Raw genomic sequence first — 11,672 nt, forward strand, 5'->3', positions numbered from 1 at the left:
GTGAAGATTGTCAGTTTAAACAATTGAAGAAGAAGTATATTCGTCCTAATAAGAACAACTTCGGGGTGCCTCAAGGTTCTGCAATAAGTGCTGTTTTTTCAAACATATATATGCTGGAGTTTGATAAATCAATCTACGATTATGTAACTGAGCATAGTGGACTATACATGAGGTACAGTGATGATTTTACTAAAAAAGGAAACCAGATAAGTTGTCGTAATATCTATAAAAAGTACTCGGTTAAAGGTGCTTCGATTGGAAAAAAACCTCAGGATGGAAACTTCATTACATATGTCATTAAGGCAGAGACATATGCAAAAAATCAGAAGGCAGTTAAAAAAAACACAAGTAAATGAGTCGCATATATAATAGCCATACGATGCAGATGAATTGTGTAATTTCTGCTCTTATCTACCTTTCCCCTGTCGATAAAACTAAACGAATCGGCAGGGGCTTTTCTATGCATTTTGTACTAAGTCCTTTTACTCAGTATGGAGTAAACAATTACTATAACTTTCATTCAATAGATAAAGCCAAAGAATAATATGGTGATATTGATTTAGAAATTTGTGCCTATTAAGGAGAATTACATGTAGGAGCATCCAAACGTAGAGCCTCTGAAAAAATCAAAAAACTCTTGTCTGATGGTTTTCGGCAAGATATTGAAAAAGCAATCCCTCAAGTTACATCTGAAGTTTTAACAGGTAGAAGATTATCAAATTCACCATGCACTGCGGTCGCTATAAAGCTGGTATTCTCATCGAGTGCAATTGTCATCGGATGTCGGGCTGATTGTCAAGCACTGATTATTAGGTTGAGTCCAAAAAAACCCAGTATATAGGTTATTCAAGGATATTTTGAAATTTGGTAAACGTAATTTTAGTCATCCTCACAAAACAAAAGCCTTCCCGACCATATTCACTTTTGAAGGATGGTCAAGAAGACTTTGTACCCCGCAAGGAACAAGAGGTCAGATTTTTAATTCGCCAAGCCTGATTAATTCCACGACCGCCTGTGAACGACCTTTTACGTTCAATTTTTGCATTACATTGGAAATATGGTTTCGGACCGTCTTTTCGCTAATAAATAGCTGTCCGGCGATGTCACGCGTCGTTTTGTCCTGCACGAGCAGTTCAAATACTTCACGTTCACGGTGAGTTAACAAAAACTTGTTTTTGTGGTCGTTACCCTTCGTCAATTTCACCCCTCCTTGCTCGGGTTTTGTGTGGTGTAACAAGGTTAAGGGATACAGTCAACACATTTTATGTCATGTGCTCAGGTATGGTTCAATATGCGGATAAAAATGGGCCTAGGCACTTATTTTCAGCCTTTGCTGAATCATCAGACTCTGCGTCTAATTTTATGTATTGACAGGCATATGGGGCAGCCTTATGATAAGAAAAACCGCGACTGATAATCATTATCAAATAATAATTCGATATAGATATCGCGCAACAGATTATTGTTCATGGCCTGCTTGGCCAGAAAGGGTGTTCATTGATTATGAAATTACGTTACGCAGTACCGGCCGGAGTGCTGGTTTCTTCTATTCTGTTCGCAGGTTGCGGACAAACCGGAACTGCTAATCAGCAGCCCGCTGCAACGACCAAAGATGCGGGAGCAACTACACAGACAACGACTCCTGCGGCCCCTGCCCCCAATTTTGACCAAGCGGTAGCAGCTTACCGTGCCTATGCTACCCAGCAATGCGATACGTTTGTGAAGAAGACAGAAGAATTCACGAACGCGGTCAAAGCTGGCGAGCTGGACAAAGCCAAGGCGCTGTATGCTCCTGCACGTATGTACTATGAACGAATTGAACCGATTGCGGAAGCGCTGGGCGATCTGGACCCAAATATTGATGCGCGTGACGGTGATGTAGATGCAGCGGACTGGCGCGGCTTTCACCGGCTTGAAAAAACGTTGTGGGAAGAAAACACCACCAAAGGGTTGGACGAGTTTTCCGACCGCCTGTTGAGTGATGCAAAGCTGCTGCGTGCCAAGGTGGAAACGGTCAACATTGATGCCAGCCTGATGGTAACGGGTGCAGTCGAGCTGCTGAACGAAGTATCCACCTCCAAGGTGACGGGTGAAGAGGAACGGTATTCCCACACGGATTTATACGACTTTGCAGCCAATGTAGAGGGCGCACAAAAAATATATGAGATTTTGAAAACAGACCTGAACCAAAAAGATGCGGCGTTGGAAACGCAAATTGGCGAGCGCTTTGAGGCGTTGCAGCAGGAATTGGCTCCTTTTAAGGAAGGCGAAGGCTATGTATCTTATACGAAGCTGAAACCGGAAGAAATTAAAAAGCTGAGCCAAAACCTTGATGCCCTGGCAGAGCCTTTGTCCCAAATGGGAAAATTGTTAGGAGTGTAACGATATGAAAGGCTTCAAGCGGCAAAAGAGAACGAGACAGGAACCGCAGCAGCGTACAGATTCCCGTGAAGAACAGACTGATCTGGTCAAAAAGGATGCTAAGTTAGAGGATGTTCTGCTAGAAAATGATGTGCTGTCAGCAAAGAGTAAATCTGTATCACGCCGGGATCTATTGAAGCTGGCCGGGGTCGGAGGACTGGGCCTTCTGCTCGGCGGCGGTGGCGTGGGGGCTGTGCTGACAGCCAGCCAACGGCTCGAAAGCATGATGACGGATGCAGATACCAAGGATGTGGTTCCTTTTTACGGGAAACATCAGGCTGGTATTGTAACTCCGGCACAGGATTTCATCTGCTTCGCCGCCTTCGATCTGACGACAAGCGACAAGGAACGGGTACGCAGCCTGTTTAAAGCCTGGACAGAAGCCACTGCTACGATGATTTCCGGTGCGCTGATCGGCAACGATAACGAAAACCTCAACCTGCCTCCGTCCGACACGGGTGAAGCCGCGGGGTTATCGGCGTCACGGACGACAATTACCTTTGGTGTGGGTCCTTCCTTTTTTGATGGACGCTACGGTCTGGCAGAGCTTAAACCTGCCGGATTTCGTGAGTTGCCCCGTTTTCAAGGGGATGCGCTGGACGACCAATGGTGCGGTGGCGATATCGGGGTACAGGTATGCGCCAATGATTTGCAGGTAGCTTTCCATGCCCTACGTAATTTGGCGCGTATCGCCAGAGGAACGGCAGTGCTTCGCTGGACACAAGAAGGCTTCCAGCGGACAGCACAGGCCGATCCGGCGGGAAGCACGCCGCGCAATTTGCTCGGCTTCAAGGACGGTACGGGGAACCCGGATACCTCCAAGGCTGACGAGATGAACCGACTGGTATGGACACAGGCCAGTGACGGTCCTGCGTGGATGGGCGGCGGCAGCTATATGGCTGTGCGCCGTGTACGCATGCGGGTAGAGGTATGGGATCGCTCGACACTGGGCGACCAGGAGGATACCTTTGGACGCCATCGCAGTAGCGGGGCCCCACTAGGCAAGGCCAAGGAGTTCGACGAGCTTGATCTGGCGGCCACAAGTCCGGAAGGCAAGCCGACCACGCCTCCCACCTCTCATGTGGCATTGGCTCATGGAGACGGGAGCATTAATATTTTGCGGCGGTCATACTCTTATTCAAGCGGGTTGGACAAGCAAACAGGACAGCTCGATGCTGGCTTGCTGTTCATCAGCTACCAACGTGATCTATTCAAGCAGTTCGTCCACATTCAGGAGAAGCTTGCGCGCAATGACAAGCTGAACGAATATATTGTACACAAAGGCAGTGCGGTGTTCGCCTGCTTCCCGGGTGTATCGCAAGGCGGATACATCGGAGATACGTTATTTTAGCAGCAGGCAAGGAAGGGGATTTATATGAATCGGCGCAATAAAAGCTTGGGATGGGTGTTTCTGCTGGTGGCTCTGCTGCTGACTGTAACTCCGTTCATATCCGGCTCCGGGTCGGTCGCTTTTGCACAAACAGATGCCAAAGCTGTTTCCAATGATCAGCTAATGCCTGTGGTGGGTGGCGCATTGGTGGAGGCGGGACAATCCCAATGGGCGGAAGCCTCCAGGGACGTCAAAGAATTCCGTACGCTGTGGGAAGCTGCCAAAACAAACGGCGGTGATACAGCCCATATCGCAGCGGTGGACAAGGCTCTCACGGATGCAGAGCAGGCGCTTGCCAGCGGCGGCGGAGAACCAGCGAAAGCTGCACTATCCGCGCTGGCCCGCTCAGTCAACGAATTTGTGACTGCTGCCGAAGGCGACAAACCCGGCCCGGCTGGAGCCAAAGCAGCGGAAAAGCTGCTCCCCATGGCAAAGGGAAGTCTGGCTGCCATGCAAAAAGGCGACTGGACTGCGGCCCGCGCAGATTATGACCGAATCGTAAAAGCATGGTATCAGGTGGAAACACCGATTCGTTCGGACCATTTTCCGGTATACAGTGCGCTGGAAACTAAAATCAGCCTGATTCGCATTTCCATGCAAGCCGAGCCCATACGACAAGAGCAGGCTCTCAAGGAAATGCAGGAGCTAACGACTTTGTTGTCGGATTACAGTCAAGGCAAACTGGTGAATATGGGTCAAGAAGCTGGTGCAAACAACGCGGCGAATGGCTCAATAGCCTCGCTAAGTGATGCGGTCAAGCTCCTCGAATCCGCACGGCAAGATGCGACAGCCAACCAGCCTGAGCAAGCGGCTGACAAGGTAGGGCAGTTCATCGCCCTGTGGCCTTCGGTGGAAGGACATGTGCAAATTTCCGATCCGGCGTCCTATACGGCGATTGAAAATGAAATGACCGAGACTTCCGGTTATCTGCTGTCTTCTCCACCGAACACGGCCAAAGCCATCCAGACCCTTGATCAGATGCTGGAAAGGCTCCGTCCGTTGACGGAAGAACGTTCCTACACCGCTTGGGACGCCGCGCTGATTTTGCTGCGTGAGGGGCTGGAAGCCATTCTTGTGCTTGCGGCTCTGCTGGCGTATGCCAAAAAAAGCGGCGAAGCTGTGGCTGGTCGCTGGATATGGGCCGGTGCCGGAACGGGGCTGGTGCTAAGCGGAATCCTGGCGGTGCTGTTCACCACACTGGTCGCGGCCGCCGCATCGGGCAGCATGCGTGAGCTGCTGGAGGGTGTGACTGGACTGGTCGCGGTCGTGCTTATGCTGACCGTCGGTAACTGGCTGCATACCAAATCCAATGCTGCCGCGTGGAACCGCTTTGTCGAGAACAGCGTAGACAGCGCGCTGGCGCGTGGTAGCCTGTGGTCGCTGTTCGCCGTTTCTGCGCTCGCGATTCTGCGTGAAGGCGCCGAGACGGCTATCTTTTATATCGGGATGGCCCCGGCCATCGAAACCTCTCAATTGCTGATTGGTATTGGCTCGGCAACTGTCGTGCTGGTTGTGCTGGCATTGGCGATTATCAAGTTTAGCGTACGGTTGCCGATTCGCGCCTTTTTCCTGACGGCCACGGTACTGATTTACTATCTCGTATTCCGGTTTCTGGGCGAAAGCATTCATTCGCTTCAGGTGGCTGGCAAGCTTCCGGGACACACGGCCTCTTCGTTGCCGTCCATTAGCTGGCTGGGCATGTATCCTACTTGGGAAACGTTTGTCCCACAGGTCGCTGTGCTGATCTTCATGGTGTGGCAGCTTGTACGTCAGGAAATGCGCAGCTCCAAGCAACGTTAAAGTCCAAACTGCAACACATATAATATAAAAATAACGAAAAAAAACGTCAAAACGCAGGTCCGATCGCTATCGGCTTCAACGGTTTTGGCGTTTTTTTCGTCACGATAAGCGAGTGCTGACTTTTATGATCAGAAAATATCCTCCAGCAACGGAAGCATACGCTGGTGATGGAGCAAGTCTGTACGGTCACCGTGCTCACGAATCACGTGTACCTCACCGCGAAAATCCAGCAGCTCCGCCGGCGTCGCATGTCCCAAAAAATGCACCGGACTATAGCTTAATCCATAAGCTCCCGCATTCGCAATGACAATATAATCGCCCTCCTGAATCGGAGGAAGCTGCGCTTTTTTCACAAGACAATCCTCGGGTGTACAAAGCGGGCCGACAATACTTACGGTTTCCAGATCCAAGGTTGCTTCTGGCGGAAGCTCCCCTTCCCCACGCATAATTCGCACCGGATAGTTGTCCCTAATCCGGCGTCCTCGAAAGGCGGCCGAGGCATAATGGTTCATACCGCCATCAGCCACAACGAACTTCTCTCCCTTGGATTCCTTCGTATACAACGCCCGACAGACATACATTCCTGCCTGTGCAACCAGATATCTGCCGCTTTCGATGATCAGGGTAACACCTGGCAGACGGGATCGAGTCTGCTCTGCCATTGTGTTCAGTCCGTCGATCACTTGCCCCATATCCAACGGCTGCTCATGAGTAAAATAAGGAACGCCAAACCCCCCGCCCAAATTTACCGTATGCATCGCCACACCATACTGATCCTGTATGCGTTCTGCCAATTGAAGGGTATTCGCGAATGAAGCTAAAATCTGATCCGCTTTCAGCATTTGCGTGCCTGTATACACCTGTATGCCTTGAAAATATACATGCGGGCAATCTTCCAGCACCTTGAAAAAGTGGGCCAACTGCCCCTCGTCCACACCAAAGGGACGAGGAACGCCGCCCATTTTGATCGTCGATCCCGACAAATCGTTATCGGGATTAACACGAACCGCAGCGCGGACAAATAAGCCTGCTTGGGCGGCAATGTCCTCCAGCAGGCGCAGCTCCCGCACCGACTCGACATGAATGCAGCCGATTCCACAGGCTACCGCTTCGCTCAGTTCGGCTACCGTTTTGCCCGGCCCGGCGTACAGCACGTCTTCCGGGGCATAGCCAGCCTCCATCGCGACGAACAATTCTCCGGCTGAAGCGATTTCGACGCCGCAACCTAACGAGCGAAGCAATCCAGCCAAGGCTACGTTTCCATTGGCCTTGAGTGCGTAATGCACACGCACAGCCGGGTGCAGCCGGGTTAGCAGCGAGCTGACATGAGCATGCAGTGCGTCGCCATCGTAATAATAAAATGGCGTCGGATGTTCACCGAAGCGTTCCAGCAAGGCTTCGTCCTTTTTATCCATCTACTGAATCTCCCCCTTCTTCTTTTCCTATTCCGCATAGATCGTCTGGCCTGAACGGGCGGCCTCATGAATAGCTGCCAGCAATCGGACGCGCTCGGCGGCCTCGTGGAACGGAATAGGCTCCGCGACTCCCCGGATGATGTTGCAGAACGTATCCAACTGATTGACGTAATAATTCATGGGCTCGAAAACGGTTTTCATTTTGGAGTCTGTCATTGTATCCTTCGTTATTTCCGTCTTGAGCGTTATTTTATAAAAGCCCAGATTCGCCCGAAAGCAGTCCTGCAAAGTAACTACCGCCGAATCAAAGGTTAATACATGAGCGCAGCGGTATGGCCGCTCGAATGAAAAGAGGGCAGATGCTTCCACTCCCTCCGGATAACGAGCCTGCGCACGAAATGTCCAGTCACAGCCGTTAGGACCGTCGAAATCCGATTGACTGCGGAACTCCGCCTGCTCCAGTCCAACGACTGCCTGAAGAAACTGGAGCCAATACACGCCCAAATCCCAAAAGCATCCCCCGCCCTGCTCCGGTCGGGATCTATAATTCTGCGCATGCCCATTCTTTGCAGGAATGCACAGGCTGGTCGCTATGGAGCGCAAACGACCATAGCGACCGGAATCCACGATATTGCGCAGCTCGCGCTGCCAAGGATGATGCTGCACCATGACTCCTTCCAGCAGGTGAGCGCTGCTCTGCCCGACTGCCGCTTCCAGGGAAGCCAGCTCCGCCGTATTCAGACATAACGGCTTCTCCACAAGCACATGCTTGTGAGCCTGTAATGCTTTACCGATCCACTCGGCATGCAGATCGTTACTCAGCGCAATATACACGGCGTCAATCTCCGGGTCGATCAGCATATCCTCGGCATGCCGATAAACGACACTAACACCGAAACGGTCCGCCAAATCTCCTGCCTTGGCAACGGTCCGGTTCGCAAGCGCGGTTACACGGGCCCCGGTAACGTAACGGATCGGGTCCAGCAGCGCACGAGGAGCAATGGCTGAACAGCCAATAAGGCCAAAGCGGATATCCCGTACCGCAGGCTCTTGCGCGGCTGCGGCGGTATTCATGACCCCTTCTCCAATCCCGTTGAGCTTGCTTGCACCTGGATGTTCCTCACATATGACTCCACATAGCGTGGTGTCTGACTGCGTAGCTCCACGATCCTCTGGTGCATGTCCTCCAAAATCTCAGCGCTGCCACCATAGATTTGCATCCACGTATCGTACCGTATCCCCAGTCCCAGCCGTTCCCACAGATCCGCATTATGCATTTCATGCACACCGAACGGCTCCAGCATAATGAGTGGAGTGGCTGTGGCGAACGAATCTGTCAGACTCCCCCCGCCGGGCTTGCTTACAATGGCCTGGACATGACATGCCTGGTCCAGCATGCCATGGTAATCCGGCCCGGCCTCATACAACGTCTCCTCGCCAATCTTCACCTCACCGAAAGGCGGAAAGGTATGCTCCCCGGCTTCATTCCGCTGCCATGTTCTCCACTGCGGGTCCATTCGGAAATAGCGTATACCGTTCCGCTGTTCATCCGGCTGATCCTGATCATACAGCAGCAAATCCAGCTCCCAGCCCGCCTCTTCCAGCCGTCCGACCTTTTCACGGTACGTGCCCATGCCCCAACCGCCGCCATGTACAAATAAGCGGGATTTCCGGGCCTCAAAGGGAACATGCTCCACAGCCGGGACATCAATATAGTGGCTGACTCTATTTGGGTCATTTTCAAAAAATGTCGTTTCTCCACAACCATCGGCAAAATGCGGATTATGCTTGGCTAGATTTTTCCATGAAGGAGAAGGCGTAGAGTCCATATATACAATGTCCACATGCACCGATCCCGGCTCCCTGCGCTTGCGATACTCCTCCAGCACATACATCCAATGACCGGACAAGCATATAAAATGCTGCCGGTCTTCCTCCATCCATCGGGTCAGCAGCACTTCCATGGCAGCGAGATCAAGCGAATTTCGCATATCCTGCGGAACCTTCTGTGACATTAAGGCTACAGCGAAATTATCATGGTAAGCTTTGCGGCTTTTGTCCACCTTGAGACGGGCCGACTCGGGCAGCACATTTTCAAATACATGAATCGCCGTCTCCACGCCCAGCCTGCGAAGACCCGCTTGCATCAGTAAGCCGGGGGTATAAAAGCCCAAGCCAAAACCGGAGCACAAAATCGTTACCTTCATACTTTGATGCATACTCATGCTCATACGCCTCCCGTTTAATTCAGCACTGTAAAATGATGCTCGGCCAAAAAATGCTCCAGCTTCGTAGTCAGACGCATTTTTTCCTTATCACCCGCGGCAACCAACTCCAAATAAAGACGACCTTTTCCACGTGCCCGCTCACTTCCTGTTGCCCCTTCTTTACCTTGGATATTCGCTACGCCTTCAGGCCCACCAGACACGGAAAGACCGTCACCATTGCTAATCCCGCTAACACGAACCTGCTTGGCAGATGACCTGCCCCCGCGCTCTGTTGTATTTCTGTTTGGCGTGCTTTTATGACCTGCATTCCTGTTTTCGCCATCTCGTCCGCCCGTGTTCACATACAGCGTATTGGCGCCTAGCGGCATGACGCCTTCTTCACTTTCGCCTGTGAACAGCAGTCCTTCACATTCCAGCCCTTCCAGCAATTCTTCATAGGACAAACTGCCGTCATGGGACAGCGAATAATTCGTCAACGTGCCACGCATATTTTTTCTAGCCAAAAAGGTGTCCAATTGGTGCTTGATCAGACTCATGGATTTACGGGCGTTAATTTCGATAATAGGCTCCAGCTTCCCGCCGCGAAGTGTCATCGAGTCAATGCAGACGTCGCCATAATAACCGTCCTGATACAGTTGCTTCCCTACATCCTGCATTAAGCGAAAATAGCCCTCGCGCTCCAGTCGCTCCATAAAAGCCTCATCCGGCGACAACGATTCCCGGTAGGCGAATTGGGTGTTGGCCAGCCACTGCACAGATAGGATATCGACACTTCCGTTATCACCAATCGTAAATTGGCATGAAAAATCCTGCTCCTTTTCCAGAAATGGCTCCAGAAGGAACAGTACCCGTTTGCCTTTTCGTTCCTGTCCACGTAAATACGATACAATCCGGTCCAGCATCTGTGTTGAGGTAATGTGCAGGTTTCCTTTGCCCGATACGCCAAAATCATCCTTGATTAAAAAGCTGCCATCCCGCAGCAGCTTGCGTCCCGCCTCGGCTACATCCGCAAACGAAGTCACAATATAGCCGGGATGGCGCAGACCGAGGCTGCGTTTTAAATCGGAAGAATAGGTTTTGGCATTCACCTTGCGGATCGTTTCCAGCGGCGGCTGATGCAGCGTAATACCCCAAGCGCGTGCGGCCTCCTCGACATGCGGCAAACCCGCAAACGGGCTAAGCACACATCCCTCCAGTTGCGGGAACCCCGTACTGGTATCCGCCTTACGACTGCCCAGCAGTTCAAAAACGGAAGCCGCCGACACATTCCCCGCCTGCTCTGTTCCGTCAGTCAAATCCCGTTCATTTACAGCCGGGCGAAAGCCCAACTGCGCAATATACTGACGATGCACAGGCGAAATCGCATAGCGGGTCAACAACGCATCTCCCGGCTGGCAAAAGCTGAACAGCAGCTCATCCATAGCCGCTACAATCGCAGAGGAAGCCCGGTCAGGAATGGCGGGCAGGGAAGCTAACTGGGCATCCCGCCAGTAAGCCTCCGCTTCGAACGTTCCCATATACAAATGACGCTGGTTCGGTATCGCATTCATGATCTCGCTTCCTTTCTTGCTTCATTATTCTCTCTCCACAAGCAGCAGTTTCCGTTACTGGCTTGCACTTGTATAATCACGCAAGGCAAACTGCCATATAAAGCGGATCAACGCCAGTAACCAGATCGGGGCGAGGAATGCCCACAGGACCAAGCCGGGTTCCATTTTGCCCAGAATAAACATCGGTGGAAAATTACAAATCACAAACACCGGAAGCACGAACAAGCCGATACGCTGGATCAGATTACTATACACCGCCATCGGCACATAGTTCGTCTCGAAAATGCTGTTGGACAGCTCTGTCACCCCGTTCGTGCGGATGATCCAGAAGGCTAGCAGCTGGGGCAGCAAAAACACGGAATAGGCCGTCAACACTCCGCATCCGAGCAACACAGAAAAGCCTCCGACCGTTTCAAAGTTAAACGGCAGACCGAGTTTAAACCAGCCAATGCCCGTCATGATTCCGCCGCCGACTACGTTTGGAATGGTGTAGCCCAGCTCAAATTGCCGCAGCGTCACCATAAATTGCAGGGACACCGGCTTGGTCATGAGCACATCCAATGAACCGGTGCGGATTTTGTCAGGCAGACTTGTAAAATTGCTGTAGAACAAGCCGCTGTAAAAACCGCTCATCATCGTAAATACGCCAATATATAACAGCACCGCGTCAGGAGACCAGCCGTTAATGTCCGTCCCGGCCCGGTATGGAACCGAGGCATACAGCAGCTTGATGAGCAAATAAGCGGTTTCGACCAGAAAAGCAGTAATGAAATTAATACGGTATTCCATCTGCGACATGACGGAAAACTGGACGAACTTCCAGTACAGCCGGATGTAACGTCCCGCGTTTCGGAAAACATTTTTCATG

Annotated in this window: 9 protein-coding genes; 3 read left to right on the forward strand and 6 right to left on the reverse strand. The window is 51.6% G+C overall.

Features of this window, described 5'->3' with window-relative positions; translation table 11 throughout:
* Window positions 1-970: 970 nt before the first annotated feature.
* Entirely contained in the window at window positions 971-1,198 is a 228-nt protein-coding gene (locus HPL003_RS00785) for a helix-turn-helix domain-containing protein (protein WP_007431813.1), read from the reverse strand.
* 305 nt (window positions 1,199-1,503) lie between these two features.
* On the opposite strand from HPL003_RS00785, the gene efeO reads away from it, so the two are divergent.
* The 3 genes from efeO to HPL003_RS00800 are packed head-to-tail and all read left to right on the forward strand — an operon-like array spanning window position 1,504 to window position 5,611.
* Window positions 1,504-2,382: an iron uptake system protein EfeO gene (gene efeO, locus HPL003_RS00790; protein WP_014277722.1), complete on the forward strand. Its 879-nt coding sequence runs from the start codon at window positions 1,504-1,506 to the stop codon at window positions 2,380-2,382.
* Window positions 2,383-2,386: 4 nt separating this feature from the next.
* Window positions 2,387-3,772 carry an iron uptake transporter deferrochelatase/peroxidase subunit gene (efeB, locus tag HPL003_RS00795; protein ID WP_014277723.1) on the forward strand — a complete coding sequence of 462 codons (1,386 nt, stop codon included), beginning with the start codon at window positions 2,387-2,389 and terminating at the stop codon, window positions 3,770-3,772.
* 24 nt (window positions 3,773-3,796) lie between these two features.
* Window positions 3,797-5,611: an FTR1 family iron permease gene (locus tag HPL003_RS00800; protein ID WP_014277724.1), complete on the forward strand. Its 1,815-nt coding sequence runs from the start codon at window positions 3,797-3,799 to the stop codon at window positions 5,609-5,611.
* A 128-nt stretch (window positions 5,612-5,739) separates the two neighbouring features.
* On the opposite strand, the gene HPL003_RS00805 is transcribed toward HPL003_RS00800, so the two are convergent.
* Genes HPL003_RS00805 through HPL003_RS00825 form a run of 5 tightly spaced genes read right to left on the reverse strand, consistent with a single transcriptional unit; the run spans window position 5,740 to window position 11,671 of the window.
* The gene (locus HPL003_RS00805; protein ID WP_014277725.1) at window positions 5,740-7,026 is read right to left on the reverse strand and encodes a type III PLP-dependent enzyme; all 1,287 of its coding nucleotides are present in this window, start codon (window positions 7,024-7,026) and stop codon (window positions 5,740-5,742) included.
* A gap of 27 nt (window positions 7,027-7,053) precedes the next feature.
* The gene (locus HPL003_RS00810; RefSeq protein WP_014277726.1) at window positions 7,054-8,100 is read right to left on the reverse strand and encodes a Gfo/Idh/MocA family protein; all 1,047 of its coding nucleotides are present in this window, start codon (window positions 8,098-8,100) and stop codon (window positions 7,054-7,056) included.
* Window positions 8,097-9,257 carry a hypothetical protein gene (locus HPL003_RS00815; RefSeq protein ID WP_043922271.1) on the reverse strand — a complete coding sequence of 387 codons (1,161 nt, stop codon included), beginning with the start codon at window positions 9,255-9,257 and terminating at the stop codon, window positions 8,097-8,099. Before HPL003_RS00815 ends, HPL003_RS00810 begins: the two co-directional genes overlap by 4 nt.
* A gap of 11 nt (window positions 9,258-9,268) precedes the next feature.
* On the reverse strand, window positions 9,269-10,804 hold the full coding sequence (locus tag HPL003_RS00820) for a hypothetical protein (RefSeq protein ID WP_014277728.1): 1,536 nt from the start codon (window positions 10,802-10,804) through the stop codon (window positions 9,269-9,271).
* A 54-nt stretch (window positions 10,805-10,858) separates the two neighbouring features.
* Window positions 10,859-11,671: an ABC transporter permease gene (locus tag HPL003_RS00825; RefSeq protein WP_014277729.1), complete on the reverse strand. Its 813-nt coding sequence runs from the start codon at window positions 11,669-11,671 to the stop codon at window positions 10,859-10,861.
* Window position 11,672: the final 1 nt, after the last annotated feature.

The sequence above is a fragment of the Paenibacillus terrae HPL-003 genome (genome assembly GCF_000235585.1).
Classification (GTDB): domain Bacteria; phylum Bacillota; class Bacilli; order Paenibacillales; family Paenibacillaceae; genus Paenibacillus; species Paenibacillus terrae_B.

Coding starts and splice junctions, on each gene's coding strand:
- efeO (WP_014277722.1), top strand. CDS start 1,504: ATGAAATTACGTTACGCAGTACCGGCCGGAGTGCTGGTTTCTTCTATT.
- efeB (WP_014277723.1), top strand. CDS start 2,387: ATGAAAGGCTTCAAGCGGCAAAAGAGAACGAGACAGGAACCGCAGCAG.
- HPL003_RS00800 (WP_014277724.1), top strand. CDS start 3,797: ATGAATCGGCGCAATAAAAGCTTGGGATGGGTGTTTCTGCTGGTGGCT.
- HPL003_RS00805 (WP_014277725.1), bottom strand. CDS start 7,026: ATGGATAAAAAGGACGAAGCCTTGCTGGAACGCTTCGGTGAACATCCG.
- HPL003_RS00810 (WP_014277726.1), bottom strand. CDS start 8,100: ATGAATACCGCCGCAGCCGCGCAAGAGCCTGCGGTACGGGATATCCGC.
- HPL003_RS00815 (WP_043922271.1), bottom strand. CDS start 9,257: ATGAGCATGAGTATGCATCAAAGTATGAAGGTAACGATTTTGTGCTCC.
- HPL003_RS00820 (WP_014277728.1), bottom strand. CDS start 10,804: ATGAATGCGATACCGAACCAGCGTCATTTGTATATGGGAACGTTCGAA.
- HPL003_RS00825 (WP_014277729.1), bottom strand. CDS start 11,671: ATGAAAAATGTTTTCCGAAACGCGGGACGTTACATCCGGCTGTACTGG.